Raw genomic sequence first — 26,481 nt, forward strand, 5'->3', positions numbered from 1 at the left:
TCATCTCTAGGATCAGAAGAGAATTCTCTAAAGAAGATAGAGAAGATTTTATAATAATTGACAAAGATAAAATTAAAAAAGAAGACATATTTTTTGACATTTGTGCTTCAGTTACTGTCGAGAAGAACTCAATTTTCGATATTGCTCCAAACTATCTCAACGATACTAGTCTTTACCCAAAAACCTTTAACTTGTATGTCCATTCTAAATACGATATAGCAATGCTCAAAAACCAACCTATACTCCATTACTCGTCAGAGAATATGTCTAGATATTTAAAGAAACTGAAATGGAAAACCATTGTTAATGTTCATTACAAAGACCATCCAGGCACAGGATTTTCAAATAGAAACGAATTTCTAAGTTTCAAAGCAAAAATAAAAAAATACCTTTTTATACCCTATTCCTTGAGCATAATATTCCCAATTGCACACTCCATAATACTTTCTTTGAAAAACAAAAACACAACTTTCCTTATACACCCTTTCCTTTCAGTATATGTCAGTTTTCAGATTATAATTAATCTTGCGAAGAAATTATTAGGAATAAAACCAAAACTTGGTTCCTATGGAGGAAGATAGACCTGGATTATAAGATATATACTTAACAAGCACTAGAATCTCTCAAAACTGAATTATCTACAATTTCATCAAGATTAGATTTTTAAAGATACTATCTGAACCTCAACATAATTATTCAAAAATATCCTTTGGTTTTCAAGCAAGACAACCTAGAATAGGAGAGTTCAAATACAAGTAATTCCTAAGTTTCAGAAGGAAAATCTTTCATCTATCGCTTTCAGACCGAAGTGTATCAGATTAACCGAACCTTGGTCGTATGGCTCTATGGCAGGATCCCTTTGAAAGTTGTTTTGAATGAAGAAAAACATTCTCATACCACCATTCCTAACGTAGAATGCTAGCTCAAGGTAGTATTCCCCAATAACATCTCTTATTCTACTCCAATTCCATATCTCATTATCCGCGAGAAAGTCATACCACTGATACGCCTTAAAGTAAAAACCAAAATTCTTACCAAGTTCAAGGTCTAAAACCCCTCCAAACGACACCGAACCTACTATCCTATTAACTTTGTAGTCTGAGTATGTAGAATAACTTGTGAAAGGAACTGTTCTATACCAAACACTTGAGTCAACCGCAAGAATATAAAAATCACTCCTTACAAAAGGAACACCCTTCAAAACAATACTATTATCAAAACTGTGTATTATCAAATGATCCGTAAATACCCTAAACCACAGGCTATCCCATATAATCACTCTCGCTCTTACCTCATTTGAGATACTTACAATATCTGCATTATCAACATCATGCTTACATCTGTGAGTAAAACTGAATTGAAAGTTGAAGATGTCATACTTGTGTGATAACAAGATACCCTCCTGCCAGTAGAACACTCTAGGATCAAAAAATATTATGCTGTTTGATGATGATATGAGTTCTATGTCAGAGAATAAAGTTATACTGAAAGAGTTCCTATACCTATAAATTTCTCCAAAAACCGCAGCCTTAGAAACCCAGAAGTGGTTAAAATCAGTATATGGTTCTGGCAAGTATTTACCAAACTCTGCTGTCGCTCCTGTAAATGTGAAAAAATCACTATCGTTTGTTGTTGAAGAAGACTTCAAAGGAGAAAGTATATAGTTCCTATCAATAGTTACAACAGAAAACAACTCGGAATAACCAAACGCAAATAGAAGTATTGAGACAACCAATAGAAGCCTGATCACCTTACTTTAAACCTAATTTTAATTAATAAACTCTAACTATCTCAATCTCACAAAAGCGTGAGTGCTTTGATGTGTAGAAATTAGAAACTTGACAATTTTGAGACCACAAAACCCTTGAGGTAGAGTGTTTCCGGCATTTGTAGTATCCATGGATGGTCCGGAGATTGTAAAAGTTCTTGCTCAATTCTTATTCTATACCCAGTCTCCATACCTGCTATTCTGATACTTGCTATAAAATGTTCCTTAAGTAGGTTGTATGAACAAGTGAAAACAATTAGTTTCCCGTCAAGTTTAAGAAGTCTTAAACTGTTTTTAATAAGTTCTATAAGTACAGGCAATCTCTTTCTAGATTCTGAAAGACTTTTGACAAGTGTTGGTGGATCAAGTATTATAATATCAAAGAACCCGTCAATCTCCTTCACAACCTCAAACGCATCTCCACAAACAACCTTCACATTGTCCTTCAGATTGTTAAGCCTAGAATTCTCATCTATTAGATGCGAGTAGTATTCGTTCTTTTCAACCGCAACCACTTTAGCACCTTTCTTCGCACAATGAATAGCAAATCCTCCAACATAACTGAAAACATCCAAAACTCTCATTCCACTACTACACATATTGCTTACAATCCTTCTGTTGACTGCTTGATCAAGGAAGAAACCCGTTTTTTGTCCCTTGAATGGATCAAAAACAAACTGAACATCTCCTTCATAGATCCTTATTAGACTAGGAATACTACCCCTTACAGGGATATTTCTTGGAGGAAGATCTTCATCTTCTCTGAATTCACCATAACTTCTTTCGTATATCTTTGACAGACCCAGAAAGGTACTTATGCTATGGATAGTGTCTTCATATATCTTTTCAAATAACTTATTCCTTATCTGAATTCCAGCAAACTCACCATATTTGTCAATGATGAGACCTGGTAGAAAATCAGATTCTGAATAGACAACTCTGAAGTTATCATTGCTTATTATTCCACCACTTACGAGTTTTTTCCGCAGGTCTAACGAAAAAAGAAGCCTTTTCTTTATTTCTAGGCGTATGTCAAATTCTTTGTTGTAAGATAGAATCCTAATAGGTTTTTTTGAGTCTCTTGAGTAGAATCCAACACATAGGAACTTTCCATCTTCACAGAGAACATTAACAAACCCATCTTTCTTTTGATCAATCCTAAGTTTCTTTATATCGTCATTGTATATCCATAGATAGAAATTCCTTACCTTTTTCTCAGAATTTCTTTTCAGCACCACTTCACCTATATACTCCATAGAATAATTATTTAAGAGCATTCAGATTGGAATCTATGTTCTTGAAATCCGCTAAGGGTATGAGATTGAAAAACATAGTATAATTTACTATAATTAAACTGTGATTGATGAAAGAGTAAGAAGCGCTAAAGAGTTAATGGAAGCCTTAAGACAATATCCCGAACTACTGGAAGAAATAAGAAAGATAATCCTAACAGAAGAAATTTTCAACATACCCAAGAAACTAGAAGAACTATCCAGAAAACTTGATAACTTCATCAAAAGCGAGCACGAACCTATCTCTGAAAAAGTTGATAACTTGTCAGAGAAAGTAGATAACCTATCACAAGACTTCCACAACTTCGTTGAAAACGAACACAAACCCCTCGCCAAAAAGGTTGATAAACTATCCCAAGATTTCCAAGTATTATTCATAGAGGTCAAAAAACTTAAAGACGATGTTGCAATGCTAAAGGGTGATAATCTGGAGATGAAAGTTAGGCAGAAGGCACCAGCGTATTTTGGAAGGATGATAAGAAGATGTAAAGTTATAGACCACGAGAGCCTACTAGAAGTTTTAGAAGATGCGGTTGATAAAGGACTTATAACTGAAGAAGAAAAGGATGATACTATAGAGATTGATGTTGTTGTTTCGGGAAGACCGAAAACAGATCCCAACAGTGAAGTACTTCTAGCAGTTGAAGTATCATACATTGTTGATAAGAAAGACGTTGAAAGAGCAATAAAGAGAAGTTCAGTAATCTCAAAAAGTTTTAATCTTCCTACAATAGCCGTTTGTTTAGGACAAAAGATAACAAGAGGTGCCAAAAACAACGCAAACAATAAAGTTACTATCCTATCTTTAGGTACTTCTTAAGATACTGACCTGTGTAAGAGTTTCTGTTTCTTGCAACTTGTTCTGGAGTTCCAGTAGCAACTATCCTACCTCCTCTCTCCCCACCTTCAGGTCCCAGATCAATTATGTAGTCAGCACACTTTATGAAATGTAGGTTATGTTCAATAACCAAAACTGTGTGACCTTTATCCACAAGCCGCTGTAGTGAGTTTATTAACTTCTTGACATCCTCAAAATGCAATCCAATAGTTGGCTCATCAAGAATATACAGAGTATGTTCTGAAAACTTCTTTGACAACTCCTCCACAATTTTAACTCTCTGTGCTTCACCACCAGAGAGAGTCGTCGCCGGCTGACCTAACTTGATGTAGCCAAGCCCCACATCTATCATAGTTTTGAGTTTCTCTGCTATCCTCCTCTCGTTCTCAAAGAAGAGATATGCCTCCTCAACAGTCATCTCAAGAACATCATATATGTTCTTACCTTTAAACCTAACCTCAAGCGTTTCTGAATTATACCTAGTTCCACCACAGACATCACAGGTAAGATACACATCAGGTAAGAAGTGCATCTCAACCTTCACAACTCCTTGTCCCTGACAAGCCTCACATCTACCCCCCTTGACATTGAAACTAAACCTAGATGCATCAAAACCCTTGGCTCTAGCATCCCTAGTCATAGCAAAAAGTCTCCTTATATCATCAAATACACCTATGTATGTCGCAGGATTAGATCTAGGTGTCCTACCAATCGGTGTCTGATCTACCATTATAATCCTTTTTATCTCATCATAGTTCTCAATACTCCTGTATTTACCCTCTTGAAGGTTAGTCCTGTAAATTTTGTTGTGTAAAGCAGGATAGAGTGTGTCAGTCACAAGACTACTTTTACCAGATCCAGATACACCCGTTACACAAACTAAAACTCCCATAGGTACCTCAACATCTATATCCTTTAGATTATGCTCTGAAGCACCAATGATCTTCACAAAACCCTTAGGTTTTCTCCTCTTTTCAGGAACATGTATCGTTTCCTCACCTTTCAAGTACTTGAGAGTAAGTGAATTAGAAACTTTACTATCCTCAAGCAGTTTCTTAAGTTCTCCAGTTATAACAACTTCTCCTCCGTTTACTCCTGCACCAGGGCCAAGATCAATCAAAAAGTCACTACTCATTATCACATCCTCATCATGTTCAACGACGATGATGGTATTACCTAAATCTCTTAGACCTTTGAGTGTATTAATAAGCCTTTCAGTATCCTTCTGATGAAGCCCAATAGTAGGTTCATCAACAACATAGATTATTCCAGATAACCCAGAACCAAGCTGTGTTGCAAGTTTAATTCGTTGTAGTTCACCACCAGAAAGAGTTGAAACCTTCCTATCAAGCGTTATATAGTCAAGCCCAGTATCAATCAGGAAGTTTAGTCTCAAGAGTATTTCTTTTATTATAGGTTTTGCTATCATCCTTCTCTTTTCATCAAGTTTCTCATCCGCTCTATCAAGAAATGCCCTAAGTTGTGAAGCGGTCATCTTAGTAAGTTCTATTATGTTTTTATCAAGAAATTTAACTGACAATGACATCCTGTTAAGCCTATCACCACTACACTCACTACATACTCTCGCCCTCATAAACTGCATAAACCATTCCCTTGATTCATCGCTTTCAGTGTTCTCATATCTCCTCTGAAGCGAAGGAATTATACCATACCATTTGTTAGTGTATTCCCAATACGATTTACTTGAAGAGTGTATAACCCTATACTCCTCATCAGATCCGTACATTATTACATCTATAATCTCTTTTGGTAAATCCCTAACAGGAGTATCAAGCGAAAACTTATACTTCCTCGCAAGTGCCCGAAGTTCATCCCAATACACAAACTGATGCTTACCTATTGCTTTTATTGCCCCTTCATTTATGGATAAGTCTTTGTCTGGAATAATAAGATCAACATCAAACTCATACTTCTCTCCAAGACCCCCACAGGCAGAGCACGCCCCAACAGGTGAGTTAAATGAGAAAAGGTTTGGTTCAATCTTGGTATAGCCTACTAAATGATCAGGGCAGAGATATTTGTCAGAAAAATATATTTTCTCTCTACTCTCGTGAAACTCAACAACTACACTACCATCAGATACATTTATCGCAACATCAACACTATCAAAAATCCTACCCCTATCACTCTTTGACACCTTCACTCTGTCAATAACAACATCAATGTTATGCTTCACATTCTTCTCTAGTTCTGGTATTCCCTCCTCATCAGTATCAACTAACTTTCCATCAATAACGAACCTAGTGAAACCTCGCTTTATAAGTTCTTCAATCGTGTGTTTGAAAGTACCTTTTCGTTGCTGGACTAGTGGCGATAGTATCGTTATCTTCTGACCTTCAAACCCGAGTATTCTATCCACAATCTCATCAATAGAAAACTTTTCAAGTTCTCTACCACAAATATGACAAGTCGGAGTTCCGCATCTTGCGAAAAGTAGTCTCATGTAGTCGTAGATTTCTGTTACGGTTGCAACGATTGACCTTGGGTTGAATTTACCAGCACTCTGCTCAAGCGATATAGCAGGAGAAAGCCCTTCTATCTTATCAATATCAGGTTTATCAATCTTACCAAGAAACTGTCTTGCGTAAGTAGAAACAGACTCTAGGTATCTTCTTTCACCTTCTGCGTAGATAGTGTTAAAAGCAAGAGAAGATTTGCCAGAACCAGAAAGACCAGTAACAACAACTAGCTTGTTTTTAGGTATTGAAAGGTCTATGTTTTTAAGATTATGCTCTCTTGCCCCTTTTATTATAATGTATTCATTCATAGGCTCATCACCAAACAAGTTAATTATAAAATTTAATAAAAATTCTACGAACATTGGAGTTCTATACTAAACATTTGAAGCTCTTCATCAGAATTGAAATTTTGAAAAGACCACATTAAATATTATACTATACTTTCAGGAGGAAGTTATGATAAGGTTAGCTACATTTGTTTTAACTCTAATCTTTGTTGGATACTATGCATTTGGTTTCTACTTAAATCTATCTCCTTCACAAAGGAAAGATCTATCTAACGATTGGCTAGAAGCAGGTAAAGCGTTTGAGAGTTCAGGTAAAACTAAGAAGGCAATAGCAAGTTATAAGCATGCATTTAACCTTTACCCATTCGGAGAGGCAGGTAAAGAAGCACAGAGAATACTGAGAGAAAAACATAATATTAGTCTTTCCTACACAAAAGCATCTTTTGAAAAATACAACTTGGACCTCGCTAGGAAATATGAGAAGTCTAATTATAAATACTCTGTGAATGCTTACCTTATGGCTTACGATGTAAGCAACAACCCAGAATATTTGTATAGAGCTTCAATAGTCCTTTACAACAACAATCAGAAGAGCAAAGCAAAAGAACTAGCTCAAAGAGCAGTCTCTGAAGGATTTGATAAAAACAAAGTTAAACCAGAGTTATTAAGATAACGCTTTCTTCATAGATAGTGTGCTAAGAATTGATGCTACTTTAGAAGCAATATCCATATAAATTTTTGAAATAAAATGAGACTCATCCTCATAAACGATAGGTGTTCCCTTGTCGCTTAGTTCTGCAACTCTTGGAGATAATGGTATCTCTCCGAGTATATCAAGTTTTCTATTCTCAAGATACTTGTTTATGTCAGCTCTCGGGAAGATGTAGTTTTTCTCTCCACAGTGTTCGCATGCCAAGTAAGCCATGTTTAGAACCATACCTAAAATTGGAACTCCCATTTTCTCAAACATATTCACACCTTTAACAGTATCTATCACTGCGACAAGTTGAGGCGTAGAAACCATTACTATACCAGATATAGGTATGTTTTGAGAAAGAGTTATCTGAATATCACCAGTTCCGGGTGGTAAATCCAAAACTAGGTAATCCAAATCCCCCCAACCAACATCTTCAAATAACTGTTTAACAGCAGTAGTCTGAATGGGACCACGCCATATGATAGGGGATGAGTCATCTGTAAGAAGTCCAACAGATAGAACCTTGATACCATGTATCTCCGGTGGAACTATTTTTGAATTCCTTATCTTTGGCTGTCCCACGAGCCCAAGCATTATCGGAATATTAGGACCGTGAAGGTCAAGATCCAAAAGCCCTACCTTTGAACCATACTTTGCTAACGATAAAGCAAGGTTAACTGAAACGGTAGTCTTACCAACTCCTCCCTTACAACTATACACTGCAATTATATTCTTGACATCTTTTATATTATCTAAATTGATTATCCTATTGACAGGAGTTTTGTATGTAGGATTTTCTGGTGCTTTTACAACCTTGCTCTTCATAGTAACATTTATCTTATAGTCACTCCCAAATCTCTCTTTAAGAACATATTCAACATCACTCTCTATCTTTGACTTTACTGGACATGCAGGTGTAGTTAATACTATCTCACAATTTATCTCATTCTCATTTATACTCACATCACCAACCATACCCATTCTAACTATATCTATACCCAAATCAGGGTCCAGAACACTCCTTAAAGTATCTATAACATCTTCTCTTGAAACCATAAACTTCTCCTTGTAAAATTTTATTCTATTATTTTAATAAAATTTGAAGAAATTTTCAAAAGACATAACAATTCTAATCTTAACTCAATACAAGTTGAAAATAAACTTTACCTTTGTCTAAAATTCTAGAAAAGAGGATGTAGATATGCCTACTATAAACCAACTTGTTAGGAAGGGAAGAGAAAAGGTTAGGAAGAAGAGTAAGTCTCCAGCACTCAGAGGTTGCCCTCAAAAGAGAGGTGTCTGCGTAAGGGTCACCACAATGACACCAAAAAAACCTAACTCTGCATTAAGGAAAATAGCAAAAGTTATGCTATCAAACAAAGTTGAAGTAATCGCCTACATACCAGGCATCGGGCATAATCTTCAGGAACACTCAATAGTTTTAGTAAGAGGTGGTAGAGTAAAGGATCTACCAGGCGTCAAGTATCACATAATAAGAGGTGCTCTTGATACACTCGGCGTAGAAGGTAGAAGAACAAGTAGATCAAAATACGGTGCCAAAAAACCCAAATCCTAGGAGGTAGCAAATGAGAAAGAAAAAAGCGTACAAAAAACATACTCCCCAACCAGACCACAAATATAACAGTCAATTAGTTTCCAAAATAATAAACATAGTTATGAAAGATGGTAAAAAACTAAAAGCACAGAACATAGTCTATAAGGCTTTAGAAATCGTTAAGGAAAAAACTAAAAAGAACCCTCTAGAAATACTTGAAAAAGCAATAGAAAATCTCAAACCACAGTTAGAAGTAAGATCTAGAAGAGTCGGAGGAGCAACCTATCAGATACCGGTTGAAGTTAGACCAGAACGAGCGCTATCTTTAGCCATAAGATGGCTAGTAGGTGCTTGTAGAGAACAACAAGGAAAAGATATGTTCCAAAAGTTAGCAGATGAAATTATAAACGCCTACAATGAACAAGGCAACGCTATAAAGAAGAAGATAGAAACACACAAAATGGCAGAATCAAACAAAGCCTTTGCTCACTACAGATGGTAGTTATAATTCCACTCAAAAGAAAAACATTAGACTAGAGAAGCAAAAAAGTTATGAAACTGAAGACTTTTCAATCCAACTCTTTTCTTAACATACTTATAAGTAATTCTATAGGTTAGCAAAATTTAAATCTAACCCCATTTAGTCTAGTTAGAAAGATTATCACAAACTCATATATCATACTATCAAGTTAAAAAAATCAAGAGGACAATTATGCCTGTAAACTTCATAAAGATAAAGGATCTCATAAGTTCCAGAAAAGGTGATGTAATTGTTGAAAGGGAAAACATAACTACCGTAAAGTTTGAAAACGACAAATTAGTCTCAATAAATAACACAGAAAAAGAGGGAATAGGAGTTAGACTGATAGTCAATAGTAGAGTCGGGACTTCTTCAACAAACGACGCATCAAAAATAGAAGAAACATTTCAAAAAGCAGAGGAAATCAGTAAGTTTGGTGAGGAACTAGATATTTCGTTTCCGAAGCAACCTTCATTCTCAATACCTATCAAGATATACGACTCATCTCTTGAAAACGTGAATGAAAGAGACATGGTTGAACTAGGAGAAGAGATCATAGGCTCAATAAAGGAAATAGATCCATCAATAGTTGTAAACCTAACGATAGAAAAAGGTTTTATAACAAAAACAATCATTAACTCATCGGGTCTTGACCTATCATTTGACAAAACAATCTGGGGTATATCGGTAGAAGGAGTTTATGTAGGAAGAGATGAAAGCTTACTGTGGTTATACGATGACAAACATACCTCAAGGTATGATATTGACTTTTCATCAATGGTATCACATATAAGAAACATCTACTTTTTTGCTCAAACTAGCGCAAAAGTCCAAACAGGGAAATATCCTGTTATATTCGCACCAAACTGCCTGTACGACCTGATAAAAATCATGACGATCTCATTTTCTGCGGAGAATGTTTATAAAGGTATATCACCAGTTGGCGATAAGATAGGACACGAAATACTATCCAACAAGTTTTCTCTAGCCGACTCTCCACACATTGAATGGGGAATTAATTCTCAACCTTTTGATGACGAAGGTGTCTTGACAAACTACAAGGAGATTGTATCAAACGGCATCCTTAAGACATTTGTAAATGACCTAAGAACTGCTTATCTTCAAAACCAGACACCTACTGGAAATGGCTTTAGGTCATTCTCCTCCTTGCCAAAGCCATCTTTCTCCAACATAATTATTCCAAGAGGAGAGTATACCCTGAAAGAGATGATATCACTTCTGGATAGAGGTCTGATAGTATATCAGTTCCTAGGTGGGGGACAGAGTAATATCAACGCTGGTGAGTTTTCAGTAAATGTTGAAACAGGTTTCTATATAGAAAACGGTAAGATAACTGGCAGAGTAAAAGATACAATGCTCTTTGGAAATGTATTTGAGATTTTTAAAAAGGTAATACAAGCATCAAAAGAGACTAAAAATGTCTATAACGCAGTGTTACCATACATCATGGTTGATAGCGTAAATGTTTCATCGGAGGTATGATAAGATATTTGAAGAAATCTGTAGCAATAATAGGCAGAGTTTTTTATTCCTTTTTCTTCTATATCGGTGAGATATTCATATTTTCCTTTAATGTATTAAAAAACACATTCACAAAACCTTTCTATAGGAAGGAACTAATGGAAATTCTAGTTGATGTTGGATACAAGTCGCTACCGATAGTAGTCACAATATCGTTCTTCTCAGGAATGATAATGACACTTAATGTTGGTAAGAGCATGGATAGTATTGTCAAAGGAACATCACAATACATCGGCTCGGGTATAATGCTGGTCATGATAAAGGAATTTGGTCCTGTTCTTACCGCAATAGCATTGATAAGCAGAGTTGGGGCAGGTATAACATCACAAATCTCAACAATGAAGGCAACAGAACAGGTTGATGCACTTAGGATTATGTCCATTTCTCCTATGAAGTTCCTAGTAGTTCCAAGAGTATGGGGCATAGTGATAATGATGCCGTTTATGGCTTCAATATCAGTAGTCTCAGGTGTAATAGGTGGTATGTTTATGGTAATTCTGTATCTTGACCAAAGCGTATTCACTTACTTTGATAGAGTGTTATTCGTCTTGAACCCTAGAGATATTCTTGATATGATAATAAAAAGTTCTATACTAGGTTTCTTCATAGGTATAATTAGCTGTATGTATGGTATGAAATCAGAAGGAGGAGCAAGAGGTGTCGGTATATCTACCACCAAGTCAGTTGTATCATCTGTTATCATAATAGCAATAGTTGATTATATAGTAACCTACATCCTGATGACCCTGAGATAATACTAAAATTAAATACATAAACCAAAAGTATCTACTATTCTTACCAAAACACAATAGATATATAATGTCACTCTTGTTGAATCCAATATTGTTGTTCCGTAATAATTTCTAGAAGGAGGTAGGGTTGTCCATTAATCTTAAACATTCATACACGGGACTGATAAAGCAGGTAAAATTGGTATTTTCACAGACTACTTTTTCGTATCGTGGAGTCTTGATAAATTGTTTTGGTAATTCAGTCAAAGAGTAACATTTATGAAGAAGTTAAAGGTAACCGTTGTTGGTGCTGGTAATGTTGGGGGGACAGTAGCAAATATTATCTCTCAAAGAGGATACGCTGATGTAGTTTTGATTGACATAGACGGAGATATAGCGAAAGGTAAAGCAATAGATATCCAACAACAATTGGCCATATCTAACTCTGATGCGAGAATTATCGGTGGTAGTGACTACTCACTTACAGAAGGTAGTGATATATCCGTTATAACTGCTGGCTTTCCAAGAAAACCTGGTATGAAAAGAGAAGAATTATTAGAAGCAAACTCAAAGGTTGTTAAAACCGTCACAGAAAACTTGATCAAACATTCACCAAACACATACATTATAGTAGTAACAAACCCTGTTGATGCAATGTCCTACCTTGCATTCAAGGTGTCAGGTTTCAGTAGAAACAAAGTGCTAGGGATGGGGGGGGTTCTTGATACTGCTAGGCTAAAGTATTACATAAAACAAAAATTAAATGTCTCTTACAACTCCATAAATGCAATCGTTATCGGAGGTCACGGTGACGAAATGGTTCCGGTCATGTCATCAACGACCGTTTCAGGAAAGCCTATAACAAGTATTCTTAATAAAGAGGAGATAGAAGAGATTATTAACAAAACTAAAAATGGAGGAGCAGAGATTGTAAGTCTTCTAAAAACAGGTTCAGCATACTACGCACCTGGAATGGCCGTTGTTAGGATGATTGAGAGCATAGTATTTGACAGGAAAGAAGTCTTACCTTCATCAGTATTCTGTCAGGGAGAGTATGGAATAGATGGAATATTCTTCGGACTCCCTGTAGTTTTAGGTATAAATGGACTTGAAAAGATAGTTGAAGTTATACTGTCGGAAGAAGAGAAAGAAATGTTCAAGAGATCAGTTCAGAGTGTCAAAAATACAATAGAAGTTATGAATAAACTTCCTATCTAACTTTTGCAGTTTTTCCGATCTTGTTCAAACAGACTTTCAGATATAATTCTTCTAAGATTTGAAAAAGTTTTACTTCATTTTTTCTTGAAATTAAGAAGTATTTATCTCTAATCTATCTACCGTGGGTAGAAGGATACTCATATTACTATTTGGAAACATAGCACTCATAACGATAGCAATAATGATATTTGATACTCTAGGTATAATTGACTATAGAAGTTTTGTTTATGATAATATACCCTTCGCAAGACAACTTCTTGAACAGAAACTAGAAGATCCAAAACTTATTGAGAAGGAAAGCCTTTTAAGATACAAAGAAGAACTTGACTACCTTAAGCAAAGTCTTGACAATAGAGAAAAACAAATATTAGAAAAAGAAAAAGAAATCATAGCCAAAGAGACCGAATTACAACAAAGAATGACTTCTATTGAAGAACTCCAAAAATCTCTCGAACAACAACAAAGGATATTTAGAAATTACGATGAGAAGATAACGAGGATAGCAACATACATAAACTCACTACCACCCGAAGACGCAGCAAGGATATTAGAAAACATGGAAGATAACACCATAGTTGATGTCTTGCTCAAAATAGATCAAATAGCACAGCGAGAAGGAACTCTATCAATATCATCATTCCTCTTATCTAGGCTACCACCCGACAGAGCAGCAAGAATAAGCGAAAAAATACTAAGAAGATAACTAAACAACAGACTTTACCAAGTCCTCTGAATTCTTAAAAACTCTAGCAATATCCTCATCCTCAAGTCCTGCACCTTTGAGTATCTTATACGCAAAATCCTTTGTTATAAGGTTATCAGGAGTATGAGTATCGGTATCAATTACCATCATAGCACCAAATTTCTTACAAACTTTCGCAACATAACCATTAGTAAGCGAATGTCCTTTTCTAGCAGTTATCTCTATGTACTTTCCATTACTAACAGCAATCTTAACCTCTTCCTCTGATATGAGTCCTGGATGACCAAGAATATCAACGAACTTACTTTCTAAAGCCTTCCTATTCGTTAGCCTTTCAACAGGTTCAACAATAGTTTCTCCATGAACTACTACAATTTTTGCTCCTCTCTTTTTTGCTAATTCAGCAACTTCGTTTATCTGATCTGGATGAACATGTGTGATTTCAACGCCAGGCAAAACTATAATATCATCATAATAACTTCTTATTGAATTACAAAAATTCACAATCTCCTTCACAACAAAATCAACATTTGAGGCATCAACATGATCGGTAATAGCAAGTGCCTTATAACCAAACTGCCTTGCTCTCTGCACAAGTTCATTAGGAGACAAAACCCCATCACTAAAAAATGTATGAGAGTGTAAATCTATCATCTTCTGTCTCCTTAAGAGTTATTCAGAAATAGTGTTATTCTGTGACTGATTAATACTCTCCTCACCACCAGAGTTCTGAACAGGTTGAGTTTCAGATGTATTAGGTTTTTCTAAAACAGGTTGTCTTGAAATCTGACTTTGAGAATTTTCTTGAATTCCTTGGGTAACATAAACTGAAGATGGTCTAGATTGAGTAATCCTTGGTGTCGTAGGTTTAACAGTAGAAATAGTTTTCCTTGCGTTTATATAAGATGAGTAATCAACATCTATTATGCTTGATATTTCTATTATCATTCCCAGTATCTCTTCCTTCCTAGTCTGATTGTAAACATAAGAAAGTAATTCTATCGCTCTTGAATAGTTACCTATCTTCCTGTATGACTTTCCTAGAACTTCATAAACTTCAACACCGGTCATACCAAAGCTTAAAGATGCTTCTAACGATGAAACAGCCTTGTGATACTTACCTTGAGAGTAATAATTTCTACCAAGTATATACAAGCATTCTGGGTCTCCAGGATACCTACGATTATGACTTACCAAAATCTGCTCTGCCCTGTCGTATTTAGCAGAAAGCATGTATAATTCACCTAGTTCTAGGGTAAATTCCCTCTCCTTATCAGGAAACAGTCTTATCCCTTCAATAGCGTATTCTATCGCTTGCTTGTAGTCCTTTGTATGGTCTCTGTATATTTTTATCATCAGCAAGTGAGACCTCGGATCTCTAACACCATTGAATATATCCTTTGTTATCTCTGAAACAGCCCCAGATATATCTCCCTTTAAATACTTTGAGTAGGCACTTTCATAACTACCAAAAACATCAAAAGTCATTATGAAAAATAGAATTAACAGAACTACAACCATCTATACCCCCACAGTAATACTAAAAGATTTTCGGAATATCTGACAAATCAAAAAATTTTATATAATCAGATTAATTCCGAATTTCATAATGATGAATGTCTCAAACTTATTAAATTTCAAGGAAATTTTAAACATAAATAAAGAACTTAGCATAAGCAAAAAAGACACTAACAAACCAGCAGAAGACAGATTTGACGCATTCCTAAAGCAAATAACCGAAGAAAATAGAACTCAATACGAACTAACAAACAAACCTACCCAAAATGTCATTAATAAAGAAGAAAGAAACCTAAAAGATAAAACACAAAACCAAAAAGAGACAGATAGCGAATTCAGAACAAATCCTACAACCAAAACAGAAAAAGAGATTGTAGAAAAAACTAAATCAAACAAATCAGATAACGATGATAAGACCAATAAATCAAACACTAGACCTTTTACGCTGGATATAAGCAAAAGTGAGACTAGAACAAATAACCCCATAAAAGGAATAGATAAAATAAAATCCATAACTGAAAACAACGATCCTACATCAATACAAACGCATTTTAATCTTGAAAGGCTTTATCAATTCTTACTCACACTTTTGAACCTATCAGACAAAACGAATATACCTCAAGACATCAAAGATAAAATTGAACAGATAAAGGCAAAAATAAACAACGGAAAACTAAATCTTGGCGAAATATCATCAGTTATTCTTGAAATCCAAAGATTCTTAAACCGACCAACAAACGAAGAACTTAGATCGCTTCTAAAAGAATTCCAAAGTTTAGTCTCTCAAGATAGTAATTTGAAGCTTAATTTATCTAAACTCACACTGACAGATGTCGGTGAAAACAAAAATCCTAACCAAGAAAGAAACATCAATTTTAACATATTGCTTAATCTAGCCAAAAGTGAAGCCAAAAAAGATGATGACAAACAAGTCAGGTTCATAGAAAACCCATTACAAACGCAAGTTAAATTTGATAACCTCAAACTAACTGTAAATCAATCACAAAGTACTTCACTACAACCAAATTTCTTTATCCAACTACAGATGTTGTCAAGGGCGGTAGAAGAATTCTCTGGTAGGCTAGTTATGAACTTAAGAAACGGCACTAGTGAGATGAAGATGACACTATTCCCCCCAGAGATCGGAAAAGTATTCGTGAAAGTTGAAACAACAAACGATGGTAAGATAATAGGCAATATAGTGGTCTCAACTAAAGAAGCATACACTCTATTCCAAGAACATCTTAACACAATAAAAGAGAACTTGGTAAACCAAGGATTTAATGTAAGTAATATGAATTTAACTCTTGACAATTCAATGTTTGGTAGTGGATACAGAAATAATAGAGGAGAAATTGAGGAAAATTTTAGTAGATTTTCATTCAATCTTAGCAATACCAAAGAGGCATACGAAACTAGCGTTTCTATTAACAAAGAATCAAACTACGACGGAAGGATACTACTCTACGCATAACACAAACAATATCATAAAACAAAGCAACTAATTAGTCTGTTGTAGAACAGTAATAACAAAAACTTACTTGAGTTAAACTTAATAATAATTAACAATTACAGCAGAAACATAAAATCATCCATACAAACCTGCTATCGTGTAAACAAATGACAACAAACATACACTAATAAGTTATAAAGAAACTGTCATAAGGAGAAGATGAGACCTCTTCAGTTGTATGCTTAACTTTCATAACTAATGCTCCAGATGGACCTTGATGTAGAAGTATCAGCAATTGAGATATCTTATCATCGTCTCCAAATGCTAAAACCTCAACACCTCCATCTTCCAAGTTTCTAACCCATCCTTTTATACCAAGTCTATTAGCATTCCTTTGAACGAAGTATCTAAACCCTACTCCTTGAACTCTACCATAAATCAAAACATGTAGCTTAAGCATAAGGTTATTATAAAAAAATAACATAACACTATCTCAAACTTTTCACATTACAGGCTATGAATTTTCTAAATTTTAAAACATTCCGTAACACTTCACATTACATTGTCTTGTGAGACTTTATATACAAAAAGATCACATTCTTACTTATTCTCTATTGTCAAATAGAAATCTACTCTTTTACAAAAACTTGTCTCAGCCTATTAACGAAATCCTCAGGTTCTCTGCGTATCAACTCTCTTGAGTAATCAAAGTTACGTAAATGACTTTCATAATTATTCAAACAATCCTGTATCTTATCTAGTATAAGCGGTATGTTTTCAACCTTATCTTCAAACTTATACTCATCTGGAACAGGAACATCCTCAAAATATCTGGCACTACCTCTCCTACCTGTTATCACACAACACCCGAGCATTATAGCTTCTCTAGGTATTCTTTCCTTACCCGGGAAACTACCAAAATCTATATAAACCTTAGATCTCTTGAGTAACTCAATAACACCTCTTCTGTCTAGTCCTATTATCGGCACAAATTTTATACTCCTATTATAAGTGGACGAATATTTGATCAACTTTGATGTAAACTCAAAACCCTTTTTGGGATTGTAGCAAACAATATTCTCCTTGCTTCTCTCATCAAAAGTTTCAACAAGAAAAGACCTGTTGATATAGTCAAACACACAAAAAGTATTTTCAATTCCTTTACTCTTCAGATGTTCTGATGACCTAACGGATTGAGTAAGGTGAAAATATACCTTTGAAATCATAGATGAGTTTTTTAAATCTATCTTTTCAAACTCCTTAAGTGCTATAGATGGTATGTCAAAATGTGGCAAGAGTGCTTTATTAATCTTTTCTATCGTGATCAAATTAATTCTATTCACGATAGCCATAAGGATACCTCTTAGGGTCCTATAAAATAAAAACTGATAGAAGAAATCAACACTCAACCAGTATATTACTTTCCTTATCTTTGAATACCTGTTCGCAAATTCAATAAATTTAGGTATCTCAGGAACTATAATGATATTCTTCTCCTCATCTTCTATAGTCTTTGACAAAGCAACACCGTAATCTTTGTAAGGTTCTGGAACAGCATCAAGTTTCGGAGGTAAGTAATAAATATAAGATTCAATTTCTAGATCCCTCTTTAGGTGGTGTGCTATCGCATGCAACTGTTCAGGACCCCCTGTTATCAAATTACTTGGAGCAACAACATAAATTTTTGTATTATCATAAACTCTTATACCTTTCATAAGACCTCCTACACCTTAAACATCTTCAAAAAACTCCAAAGTTTGTAGAAAGATTCTTTCAACATATCCTGCATAAGAGTAATCATCGGCATAGCAAAAACTATCACAAGAATCAAACCTACCACAATCTTGGCATCAAAACTCAAGTTAAGCACATTCATCTGAGGAGCAGTTTTAGCAAGAATACCAACAGTGATGTCAATCGCGAGTATGACAGCAATTATAGGTAGAGATATCTTTATAGCAATAGCAAACATAGCATTAAAACCACTAACAACGAATTGCGAAATAACTTTAACACTGTCTAGGTTAAGGTTATAAGGCCATATCTTCTTATAACTCTCAAGAAAGGCTTGAAATGATAGAAAAGGACCATCTATGGATATGAATACCAAAGTAGCAAAGATGAGCAATAATGTTCCATAAGTAGGAATACTTGTTTCAGATAAAGGATCTACTACTTCAACAAATCCAAGACCAAAGGTTGTTGAAAATATCTGTGCCGCTAACTGAAATGCTATGAATATAAGATACACGAAAAACCCCATAAGAAGCCCTATTATAACCTCTCCAACAAGAATGAAAAAGAAATCTCCAAGTGATGTCGGTATTTCATAACCTAACTGTGTAAGTATTGGGAAAGTCATGTATGAAAGAAAAAACGCTAACACTACCCTTATCCTATTAGGAACATTAATACCCCCAAATAAAGGTAAAACTGTTAGGAATGCTACTGCACGAGCAAAGGAAACCAAAAAGAACTGGAAATTGTATATCAAGAAATTAACTATATCAACTGCCATATATAACTAACTTTCATAGTAGTATTCTCTCTTACCTTTGTAAATTGAGGCAAACAAGTAGCCATAAGCAAATCCCCCAAGGTGAGCAAACCATGCTATACTAGCTTGAGGATTAAAAACAGCGTTCGCTATCTGTCCCACGAGCCATACTCCTATGAATATAGAAGCAGATATAGGAATGACCGTTATTATAAAGAATACAATAAGAGTTGCTACATAGTTTCTCGGGAAATACTTCATATAGGCACCTAAAACAGCACTTACTGCACCACTAGCACCAACAAGCGGTATCGCCATCTCACCTACGGGAGATATACTTTCAAATCTCTTCATCCCTAGCATCTCCTCAGGGAATAACACCACCATATGTATCAAAGCAGATATAATAGCAGAACTTAAGTAGAATAGTATAAAAATAAAACTACCTAGTCTTCTCTCAACATTATTACCAAATATGAAGAAAAACCACATATTTCCAAGTAAATGAAAAAATCCCCCATGAACGAAAGCGTAGGTTATAAGATTGAAGTAGATAAACTCCCCTTCTCTTATGGACTTTAACAATTCATAAGGGATAGCTCCCCACTCTCTATAGAACATAGCATCATTTCTAACGAAAAACGTCTGATAAATAAAAACCAAAACACATATCACTATTACTAGCGTCATCACAGGAGTGAAAAGTTTAGGTATCATACCTCGCCTATCTTCCCATCTATCTCGCTCCTCAAAATCAAACAATGGTATAAACATACAACCTCCAAGATCAAGATTATTATAAGAAACAGAACAGTATATATCAAATTTGAGGATTCAAGGCAGAAGAACCTAATTTAAGATTTACTACTACTAACCTATTCATGTTTTTCTTCCATTAATTGCGTTTTACAGGTGAGAGTAAGTCAAATCTCTTTGATTTTCTACTAACCCCCACTGCAAATTTCAATTCGCCATCTTGCTATAAACGGATATTCTACTTTATAATTCTAGAAAATTATACCAAACAGGAGGTAAGATTGAGAGAAATACTGAAGCATATAGTATTCGCCAAAATCATAGTATTCATAGGTATATTAACATTTAGTTGTATCCCTAGAAGTAGTCTAAAATCTATAGCAACAACTGATAAAGTAAGAGTCCTTATAGGTATTGAAAGAAGCAACTTTAAGATTACTTCAGAAGGTTTAATTGTAATTAACGGCATACCTTTCAACAACGAAGCAAACATTTACTTTGATGGATCAAAAATAGTTGCTAATGATATAGTCAAAGATAGTAAAATAGAGATATTTTCAGATAGTTACCTTCAATACATTGACAAGAAATATCCGGGTTTCATCAGACTAATCACGTCTGAAAATGGCATTATGGTAATAAATGTGGTAGAGTTGGAAGAATACCTATCTTCAGTCGTTCCTTCTGAAGTTCCTGCACTATGGCCTATGGAAGTTCTAAAAGCACAGGCAATAGTCTCAAGAACATACGCAGTCAGGAAAATGATAGAAAACCAGGATAAAGACTACGATGTAGTCTCAACATACAAATCCCAAGTGTATTCCGGTATTTCAAAAGTCCATCCTAGAACAAGCAGAGCAGTAAGAGAAACTGAAGGAATAGTAATAACACATAACGATGAGGTTATTTTCGCTTTCTTTCACGCTAACTCTGGCGGCTACACAGAAAAACCTGAGATTATAGGAGTAAAAGAAAATCTACCATACCTGAAACCTGTTATTGACAACTATTCAAAAAACACATTTAGATCCTTCTGGAAGACTAGTATATCAAAAAAAGATTTCCTAAACTCAATCTTTGGTAGAAAGAACCTGAAGATGGAGTACATAAATATACCATACAGACTACCTTCAGGGTCTATTGCTGAAATAGAAGTTGTTGCTAATGACGGTAAGTCATCTATCATAAGAAGAATCAATGTGAATAGGTTCAGAGAGATTTTTCCTATGGTTTTAAGCCCTAAATTTGAGATTGATATAGAAGGCGATAATATAGTATTCACAGGCATAGGATGGGGACACGGCGTAGGTATGTCACAATGGGGCGCTAAAGAAATGGCTATCAAAGGATATAACTACAAAGAAATAATAAGACACTACTACAACGATGTGGAACTCGTAAAAATATACTAGACCAACCCCTACTCAAAATATCCTAGACAATCAATTTAGACTCCTAAAATAATAAATTACTAGAACAAAATAGCATTACCCAAATAAGTCTATAACAAATATAAGTAAATTCAATCACCTAGATGTAGCATTCCTGACTTCTTCAAGAATCTCCTTTACAGCGTAAAGATAATCTTTACTACCTTTCTCAACCTTGTCCATCATTTCTTCAAGGATTCTTGTTCTCTCTTCAGATATAAACTCTCTATATTTCTCCTTGAGCGAGAAATAAACCTCAATACCCTTCTTTAATGGTATAAGTTTATTGTTTTTTGATATAACATAACCTCTCTTTGAGAGGATTGATATTATCTTTGAGTATGTTGATGGTCTCCCTATACCCCTCTCTTTCATCATCTGAATAACATCACCTTCCGAAAGCAAGGCTACCTTAGGTTTTTTCACTTTTCTCACTTTTTCAACCTTTAAAACATCCAAAGGCTTATCAACTTGCAAATATCCAACTCTGTTCCATCCATCTTCTACTATCTCTACATTTCTAGAAATCTCAACAACCTTCTTACCAAGATTAAGTTGATATTTTGCGTTTTTAACAACTACCGGTTTCATTTGCGAAGATATAAATCTTTTAAAAATCAAGTCATAGACCATAATATGTTGTCTCTTTAGTGTTGATGTTGAAATAACTCCTTCATTGATTAGTTGTGATAGTGTTTGAGCATCAATTGATCTAGTTGGTCTTATACACTCATGAGCACCTTCCTCTTCCCAACTTCTAGCAAACCAAAACTTCAAAAGTTCCCTAGAAGATAAGTAATCTTTGGCAACATTCATACCAACACTTGAAACCGTCGTAGACTCAGTTCTATGGTAAGTAATAAACCCCTCTTCAAATAGATCCTGTAATATACTCATAACACTATCGGAACTCATTCTGAATAGACGATTGGATTGAACCAATACAGTGTCAGTAGTGAATGGTGGCAGGGGCATAAAGTCAATCTCCTTCTCCTCAACCAAAACCGGTGTTATTAGATCTCCTTCCTTCAAACTGATTTCATTCCCATCATCTTCAAATGATAAACTCAACTTATCTCCATTATCGTTGGATAGTATGACATCAATGAAAGATGATTTTGTTTCATTATACTCCTTATACCTATCTACAATCCATCCCAAGACTGGTGATTGAACTCTACCTGCTGATATGTTTCGCCCATAAGAATGTTCATACATTAAGAAATTACTCAATCCAAATCCAATAACTCTATCCTGTATCCTTCTAAGTAGTTGTGCTTCAACAAGGTTAAAATTCACACTATCAGGATTTTGTATGCTTCTCACTATAGCACTATAGGTAACCTCGTTAAATCTCATTCTCTTAACATTTCCTCCAAAAAAGTTCATATAGATGTTGAGAAACGAATAGATGTCAAAACTAATCTTCTCACCTTCAGTGTCAGGGTCAGATGCAAGCAAAATTTCGTCAACCTCTTTCGCAAGTTCTATAAGCGAGATAATATCCTCAAACCTATCTGTGTATTCCTCACCACTCTTGAAAACATTTTTCTCTTCTGACCCGACAAATGCCTTACCAGACCTACTACTCTTTATGGCATCATACACTGGAATAGGTTTATCATTAACAATTCTTATACCGTAGAAATCTTCCTGATCTGTTGTTAGTTCAAATATGTGTCCCTTTGAAGCAGTTATGATGAAGGTAATATTCCCTGTTGTAACCTCATAACAACTCAAACCTCTTATCACTCTTTCGGTAGGATTACCTAGAAGTTTTGATATAGTCTTTGCTTTGGTTGGAGACTCAACGATTATAAGAACAGTTTTATTCATATTCCTTATTTCACTTTCAACTTGTCCCTTGATGCTTAACTTTAGTCTCTCTCTGTCTTTTTTCGCAATCTCAAGGTCTTCAAGAACCTTCTCCTTATCAAACTCCTTCCATTCAACATCTTCAATCCACTTATACTTCCTAGCACTAACATCAAGTAATTTTTTATCACCCTCAACGATGACTGATATACCTTTAGTCATTCCACCTACATATAGCCTTGAAGTTCTACCACTTGCTTGTATGTAAGTGTTGATGTCAGGAATGATAAGGTAGTTATTACCATTAATGTTTCTGAAAACTATATCTTGCGACGACTTCAAAATTTCAATGTATTTATTCTCTTTGAGTATCTTTGCCAATATTTCCTTACCAGTCTTTATAAACATTTCATAGTTAGGACTACTTCTGATACGCTTTATTATACTCTCAACCTTTCTTCTTTCCTGAAGGTTATCTATACTATCAACAACTTCAGAAAGAATTTTGACTATTTGGTAACCTGAAACATTTAGTTTCTCTGGATCAATCAAGACCTTAAACTTTGGAACACCAAGAAATACAGAATAAACTATCCTATCAGGAATATCAATACCTCTAACAAGTGTCCCGTAGTATGTTGAAACACCGACAAGGACATTAATTTCTCCTTTCTTAAACTTTTCAAGTCCCTTATCAGTCTTCTGTGATGAGACAACAGCGCTCTTGAATTTTGTTTTGGAGTTTATGACTTTTGAAACTTTTTCAGCATATTCAACCCCATCTTCAGTAGAGACAAAAACCAAGCCTCCATCACCAAGAAGATTGATAACTTCCAGAAGTTTATCTTCATAGTTATCAGAATGTATGTAGTAATTACTGATATTCCTAACAATCTCTGTTCTACCCCCAACCTCAAAGTTAAATAATTCCTTAAATAGTTTGATCCTTGCACCTTTCGGTTTTGCAGTAGCACTTGAAACTACGATAATACCTTTGTTTTTGTTCTTTACTCTTTCAACCTCTTCTTGAAGTTCTTTGTATCGTTTCAGATAGTCTTCATACTTATCCTTACCTTTTGAAACAACTAGTAAGAACTTGTGCTTAATATAATCTAGTGTTGTGTTGATATCTTCCTTTGACACTCCTGAAAGCATTATGATATACTCAATGTTTTTTGACTTCTTGAGTATTGAGTCAATATCGTCTGCGAAGATGAAATCAAAATTTAGATAATTACTTATAGACAGTAAGTTTTTGACCATACTGGATGTTATAACGACTATATCGTAGTCTTTTTCTACGATTCTTCTCTTAAACTCATCCTTCTGCTTTGGAGTGAGTTTTGAGGAATACATAATAACTTTTGATGAGCTATCCTTCATCATTCCTGAAATCTTTTCATACACTTGATGAACGAGGTTGGTTGTTGGAACTATTATCAGAGACTTCTTACCATTCCTAGAGAGGTTGATAGCAGTTATGATGCCGAAAGTTGTCTTACCGACACCTGTTGGTGCTACGAGAGAGAAACTCCTACCGAGTATAACTCTTTTCATCCAAGAAACTTGAGTATTCCAAGGTGGGGAACCGATCAAATTCTTAAAAACTCCTACCCACTTGTCAATCTCATTCTTAAGATGTAATAAACTACTAATTCTATCACTGGATTTAAATTGAATGAAAATGCTGTCAAGGTTTTCGCTAACTTGCTTGTTATAGCATCTATTGCAAATACCTACCGTCCTCAACCTATCATCTGTTATCTCTCCACCACAGACCAAGCAACCTCTCTTATAGATTACAAGACTATCCATAAAAGCCACCGAAATAGTGTCTAAATTATAGTGATAAGATTCTTGTAGAATAAAGAAAATATAAATGTTATTCTTTGACAACTATATTAGTTTTTGTGTCTTCGGAATTTATTACATCTATAAACTTATCGTATGTGATCCTTGTTCCTTTGCTCTCAGGTGTTATCTTCTGAATAACACTTCTTATCTCGTAAAGATAATCTTGACTGAAAACTACAAAACCGTTCTTGAGTTCCCTGAAATATCTACTAAAGAGATCTTTAAGTCCCGTATCTTTAAAAGAATTCACATCTACAACGAGATACGGTACTTCAACCATAACATCTACTTTCTTCATCTGTCTCTTTGTAAACTTTCTATCCAAAACTTCAGATCTGAATGAAACTTTTTTGATCTGAAAACCTAAATTCATGTTGCTAAACTTAACTATACCATCTATTCCTATTATGTCCAGATCAGGATTTGAAATAATTTCTTCCTCAAAGATAGAGTTCCATAGATATTGGAAGTGGAACTGCGTCAGGATTGAGACCCATATTCTATAGAGTCTCGCTTTAAACCCCTCCTCTACAAATTGAACAGAACATCCATAAAAGTATTTTTTGATAAAGCCAAAAATATCAGCTAACTTCTCTTTCCAATAGATCCTAAAAACCTCATCATAATCCTTAAAATCTATTGACATCCAATAATAACGGTAGTATATCTCTAAGGGTAGTAGCTCCTTCGGTAAATCCTGTTCAACAGTCTTTATTTGTCTCAGATAGGAATACTTTTGTAAGTCTATGCTCTCTAGAAAATTCTGAAATTTTTTTAACTCTTTCTTCCAATCTCTCTTCGTATTCATATAAGTTCTCTAATTATGACTCTTAACTCTCTTCTAGTAGGTAATGGGATAGTCATAAGTTGCGATATGCTAAGATGATACGTTATGTCTCTGAACAGGTCCTTATGGAGGATTACCAATCACTATATCAAACTTATCACCACAATTCCAAACCAGATAATCTCCAATGAGCACTTCCAAACCATCACATAGATTCCCATCCTTCAAAGTAAAGATTAACAATCTCCTCAACAACTTCAACACCGACACACTTAACAGTCAGATGGTTAAATTTATCTCTGATTCTCCTAAGGAACCGACAAGATCCACAAGCAGGTTCAAGAATTCTTAACTCACCATGAGACATATCAATATCTATTAGATTAATAATGTAATCAACTAGCCATAGAGGAGTAAAAACATTCCTAAATTTTTCCGTTCGTTTAATGTTCGTTCCGACAATCCCGTATATCCACTTTCACTACCAACTCTACTGTAGTGCATAGCATTCACAAATATTATCAAATTCCAAAAGTCAATGATTCAAATAATCCCTATGAATACGCTTTTAGTCTTGGCAAGATCACAGGGTAGTCGTAGAAGTATTCCCTGAAATCTTCAGACTTTATGTAGAAAACCCTTGCCTTATCTGAAAGAACTTTAATCTCATCTATCTCGTTATTTGTTCCGAGCAAGACATGGTCTGGGTCTCCTAAAAAGTAATACTTTCTATCTTCAGA

Annotated in this window: 24 protein-coding genes; 11 read left to right on the forward strand and 13 right to left on the reverse strand. The window is 34.9% G+C overall.

Annotated elements, in window-relative coordinates:
• Nucleotides 1–581 (forward strand): hypothetical protein (locus NZ579_06685; GenBank protein MCS7299623.1); only part of this gene is annotated, 581 nt, incomplete at its 5' end.
• A 188-nt stretch (nucleotides 582–769) separates the two neighbouring features.
• Here the strand turns inward: NZ579_06685 and NZ579_06690 are convergent.
• Together NZ579_06690 and NZ579_06695 are read right to left on the reverse strand one after the other, a co-directional pair.
• The gene (locus NZ579_06690; protein MCS7299624.1) at nucleotides 770–1,750 is read right to left on the reverse strand and encodes a hypothetical protein; all 981 of its coding nucleotides are present in this window, start codon (nucleotides 1,748–1,750) and stop codon (nucleotides 770–772) included.
• Nucleotides 1,751–1,830: 80 nt separating this feature from the next.
• Complete coding sequence (locus NZ579_06695; GenBank protein MCS7299625.1) at nucleotides 1,831–3,024, reverse strand: class I SAM-dependent rRNA methyltransferase; 1,194 nt, start codon at nucleotides 3,022–3,024, stop codon at nucleotides 1,831–1,833.
• 100 nt (nucleotides 3,025–3,124) lie between these two features.
• On the opposite strand from NZ579_06695, the gene NZ579_06700 reads away from it, so the two are divergent.
• A complete protein-coding gene (locus NZ579_06700) occupies nucleotides 3,125–3,880 on the forward strand; it encodes a hypothetical protein (protein MCS7299626.1) in 756 nt (251 codons plus the stop codon).
• Here NZ579_06700 and uvrA read toward each other — a convergent pair.
• The gene (gene uvrA, locus NZ579_06705) at nucleotides 3,855–6,686 is read right to left on the reverse strand and encodes an excinuclease ABC subunit UvrA (GenBank protein ID MCS7299627.1); all 2,832 of its coding nucleotides are present in this window, start codon (nucleotides 6,684–6,686) and stop codon (nucleotides 3,855–3,857) included. The two genes, NZ579_06700 and uvrA, sit on opposite strands and share 26 nt — an antisense overlap.
• A gap of 148 nt (nucleotides 6,687–6,834) precedes the next feature.
• Here uvrA and NZ579_06710 point away from each other — a divergent pair, with 148 nt between their 5' ends.
• Nucleotides 6,835–7,338, forward strand: coding sequence for a hypothetical protein (locus NZ579_06710; GenBank protein ID MCS7299628.1), 504 nt, complete (start codon nucleotides 6,835–6,837; stop codon nucleotides 7,336–7,338).
• On the opposite strand, the gene NZ579_06715 is transcribed toward NZ579_06710, so the two are convergent.
• Nucleotides 7,330–8,418 carry an Mrp/NBP35 family ATP-binding protein gene (locus tag NZ579_06715; protein ID MCS7299629.1) on the reverse strand — a complete coding sequence of 363 codons (1,089 nt, stop codon included), beginning with the start codon at nucleotides 8,416–8,418 and terminating at the stop codon, nucleotides 7,330–7,332. The two genes, NZ579_06710 and NZ579_06715, sit on opposite strands and share 9 nt — an antisense overlap.
• 145 nt (nucleotides 8,419–8,563) lie before the next feature.
• On the opposite strand from NZ579_06715, the gene rpsL reads away from it, so the two are divergent.
• From rpsL to NZ579_06745, 6 genes are all read left to right on the forward strand, one after another.
• A complete protein-coding gene (gene rpsL, locus NZ579_06720; protein ID MCS7299630.1) occupies nucleotides 8,564–8,938 on the forward strand; it encodes a 30S ribosomal protein S12 in 375 nt (124 codons plus the stop codon).
• Nucleotides 8,939–8,948: 10 nt separating this feature from the next.
• A complete protein-coding gene (rpsG, locus tag NZ579_06725; GenBank protein ID MCS7299631.1) occupies nucleotides 8,949–9,419 on the forward strand; it encodes a 30S ribosomal protein S7 in 471 nt (156 codons plus the stop codon).
• A gap of 210 nt (nucleotides 9,420–9,629) precedes the next feature.
• Complete coding sequence (locus NZ579_06730) at nucleotides 9,630–10,940, forward strand: TldD/PmbA family protein (protein MCS7299632.1); 1,311 nt, start codon at nucleotides 9,630–9,632, stop codon at nucleotides 10,938–10,940.
• Nucleotides 10,937–11,734 (forward strand): ABC transporter permease, encoded by a 798-nt coding sequence (locus tag NZ579_06735; protein ID MCS7299633.1) that lies wholly within the window; start codon nucleotides 10,937–10,939, stop codon nucleotides 11,732–11,734. The genes NZ579_06730 and NZ579_06735 overlap by 4 nt, the downstream gene beginning before the upstream one ends.
• 255 nt (nucleotides 11,735–11,989) lie before the next feature.
• Nucleotides 11,990–12,928, forward strand: coding sequence for a malate dehydrogenase (mdh, locus tag NZ579_06740; GenBank protein MCS7299634.1), 939 nt, complete (start codon nucleotides 11,990–11,992; stop codon nucleotides 12,926–12,928).
• A gap of 121 nt (nucleotides 12,929–13,049) precedes the next feature.
• On the forward strand, nucleotides 13,050–13,631 hold the full coding sequence (locus tag NZ579_06745) for a hypothetical protein (protein MCS7299635.1): 582 nt from the start codon (nucleotides 13,050–13,052) through the stop codon (nucleotides 13,629–13,631).
• Here the strand turns inward: NZ579_06745 and NZ579_06750 are convergent, their stop codons facing one another.
• Nucleotides 13,632–14,285: a histidinol phosphate phosphatase domain-containing protein gene (locus NZ579_06750; GenBank protein MCS7299636.1), complete on the reverse strand. Its 654-nt coding sequence runs from the start codon at nucleotides 14,283–14,285 to the stop codon at nucleotides 13,632–13,634.
• 18 nt (nucleotides 14,286–14,303) lie between these two features.
• Entirely contained in the window at nucleotides 14,304–15,152 is an 849-nt protein-coding gene (locus NZ579_06755; protein MCS7299637.1) for a tetratricopeptide repeat protein, read from the reverse strand.
• Nucleotides 15,153–15,240: 88 nt separating this feature from the next.
• Between NZ579_06755 and NZ579_06760 the strand changes: the two genes are divergently transcribed.
• On the forward strand, nucleotides 15,241–16,623 hold the full coding sequence (locus tag NZ579_06760) for a flagellar hook-length control protein FliK (protein MCS7299638.1): 1,383 nt from the start codon (nucleotides 15,241–15,243) through the stop codon (nucleotides 16,621–16,623).
• Between the two features lie 163 nt (nucleotides 16,624–16,786).
• On the opposite strand, the gene NZ579_06765 is transcribed toward NZ579_06760, so the two are convergent.
• The 4 genes from NZ579_06765 to NZ579_06780 form a co-directional block, all read right to left on the reverse strand.
• On the reverse strand, nucleotides 16,787–17,062 hold the full coding sequence (locus NZ579_06765) for an acylphosphatase (protein MCS7299639.1): 276 nt from the start codon (nucleotides 17,060–17,062) through the stop codon (nucleotides 16,787–16,789).
• 169 nt (nucleotides 17,063–17,231) lie between these two features.
• Complete coding sequence (locus tag NZ579_06770; GenBank protein ID MCS7299640.1) at nucleotides 17,232–18,317, reverse strand: hypothetical protein; 1,086 nt, start codon at nucleotides 18,315–18,317, stop codon at nucleotides 17,232–17,234.
• A gap of 8 nt (nucleotides 18,318–18,325) precedes the next feature.
• Complete coding sequence (gene fliR / locus NZ579_06775; GenBank protein ID MCS7299641.1) at nucleotides 18,326–19,120, reverse strand: flagellar biosynthetic protein FliR; 795 nt, start codon at nucleotides 19,118–19,120, stop codon at nucleotides 18,326–18,328.
• Between the two features lie 6 nt (nucleotides 19,121–19,126).
• Complete coding sequence (locus NZ579_06780) at nucleotides 19,127–19,873, reverse strand: rhomboid family intramembrane serine protease (GenBank protein ID MCS7299642.1); 747 nt, start codon at nucleotides 19,871–19,873, stop codon at nucleotides 19,127–19,129.
• Between the two features lie 263 nt (nucleotides 19,874–20,136).
• Between NZ579_06780 and NZ579_06785 the strand changes: the two genes are divergently transcribed.
• Nucleotides 20,137–21,267, forward strand: a complete 1,131-nt coding sequence (locus NZ579_06785; protein ID MCS7299643.1) for a SpoIID/LytB domain-containing protein — start codon at nucleotides 20,137–20,139, stop codon at nucleotides 21,265–21,267.
• 114 nt (nucleotides 21,268–21,381) lie between these two features.
• Here NZ579_06785 and rgy read toward each other — a convergent pair whose 3' ends face one another.
• From rgy to NZ579_06800, 3 genes are all read right to left on the reverse strand, one after another.
• Nucleotides 21,382–24,915 carry a reverse gyrase gene (rgy, locus tag NZ579_06790; protein ID MCS7299644.1) on the reverse strand — a complete coding sequence of 1,178 codons (3,534 nt, stop codon included), beginning with the start codon at nucleotides 24,913–24,915 and terminating at the stop codon, nucleotides 21,382–21,384.
• Between the two features lie 67 nt (nucleotides 24,916–24,982).
• Nucleotides 24,983–25,762: a TaqI family restriction endonuclease gene (locus NZ579_06795; GenBank protein MCS7299645.1), complete on the reverse strand. Its 780-nt coding sequence runs from the start codon at nucleotides 25,760–25,762 to the stop codon at nucleotides 24,983–24,985.
• Between the two features lie 533 nt (nucleotides 25,763–26,295).
• A partial coding sequence (locus NZ579_06800) for a hypothetical protein (protein MCS7299646.1) occupies nucleotides 26,296–26,481 on the reverse strand: 186 nt, incomplete at its 5' end.

This window comes from Spirochaetota bacterium, assembly GCA_025061835.1.
Lineage (GTDB): Bacteria > Spirochaetota > Brevinematia > DTOW01 > DTOW01 > SKYB106.

What these genes read in the sequence shown, in the direction of transcription:
- NZ579_06695 (MCS7299625.1), bottom strand. Translation starts at nt 3,024, where the DNA reads ATGGAGTATATAGGTGAAGTGGTGCTGAAAAGAAATTCTGAGAAAAAG.
- uvrA (MCS7299627.1), bottom strand. Translation starts at nt 6,686, where the DNA reads ATGAATGAATACATTATAATAAAAGGGGCAAGAGAGCATAATCTTAAA.
- NZ579_06710 (MCS7299628.1), top strand. Translation starts at nt 6,835, where the DNA reads ATGATAAGGTTAGCTACATTTGTTTTAACTCTAATCTTTGTTGGATAC.
- NZ579_06715 (MCS7299629.1), bottom strand. Translation starts at nt 8,418, where the DNA reads ATGGTTTCAAGAGAAGATGTTATAGATACTTTAAGGAGTGTTCTGGAC.
- rpsL (MCS7299630.1), top strand. Translation starts at nt 8,564, where the DNA reads ATGCCTACTATAAACCAACTTGTTAGGAAGGGAAGAGAAAAGGTTAGG.
- rpsG (MCS7299631.1), top strand. Translation starts at nt 8,949, where the DNA reads ATGAGAAAGAAAAAAGCGTACAAAAAACATACTCCCCAACCAGACCAC.
- NZ579_06730 (MCS7299632.1), top strand. Translation starts at nt 9,630, where the DNA reads ATGCCTGTAAACTTCATAAAGATAAAGGATCTCATAAGTTCCAGAAAA.
- NZ579_06735 (MCS7299633.1), top strand. Translation starts at nt 10,937, where the DNA reads ATGATAAGATATTTGAAGAAATCTGTAGCAATAATAGGCAGAGTTTTT.
- mdh (MCS7299634.1), top strand. Translation starts at nt 11,990, where the DNA reads ATGAAGAAGTTAAAGGTAACCGTTGTTGGTGCTGGTAATGTTGGGGGG.
- NZ579_06750 (MCS7299636.1), bottom strand. Translation starts at nt 14,285, where the DNA reads ATGATAGATTTACACTCTCATACATTTTTTAGTGATGGGGTTTTGTCT.
- NZ579_06755 (MCS7299637.1), bottom strand. Translation starts at nt 15,152, where the DNA reads ATGGTTGTAGTTCTGTTAATTCTATTTTTCATAATGACTTTTGATGTT.
- NZ579_06760 (MCS7299638.1), top strand. Translation starts at nt 15,241, where the DNA reads ATGATGAATGTCTCAAACTTATTAAATTTCAAGGAAATTTTAAACATA.
- NZ579_06765 (MCS7299639.1), bottom strand. Translation starts at nt 17,062, where the DNA reads ATGCTTAAGCTACATGTTTTGATTTATGGTAGAGTTCAAGGAGTAGGG.
- NZ579_06770 (MCS7299640.1), bottom strand. Translation starts at nt 18,317, where the DNA reads ATGAAAGGTATAAGAGTTTATGATAATACAAAAATTTATGTTGTTGCT.
- fliR (MCS7299641.1), bottom strand. Translation starts at nt 19,120, where the DNA reads ATGGCAGTTGATATAGTTAATTTCTTGATATACAATTTCCAGTTCTTT.
- NZ579_06780 (MCS7299642.1), bottom strand. Translation starts at nt 19,873, where the DNA reads ATGTTTATACCATTGTTTGATTTTGAGGAGCGAGATAGATGGGAAGAT.
- rgy (MCS7299644.1), bottom strand. Translation starts at nt 24,915, where the DNA reads ATGGATAGTCTTGTAATCTATAAGAGAGGTTGCTTGGTCTGTGGTGGA.
- NZ579_06795 (MCS7299645.1), bottom strand. Translation starts at nt 25,762, where the DNA reads ATGAATACGAAGAGAGATTGGAAGAAAGAGTTAAAAAAATTTCAGAAT.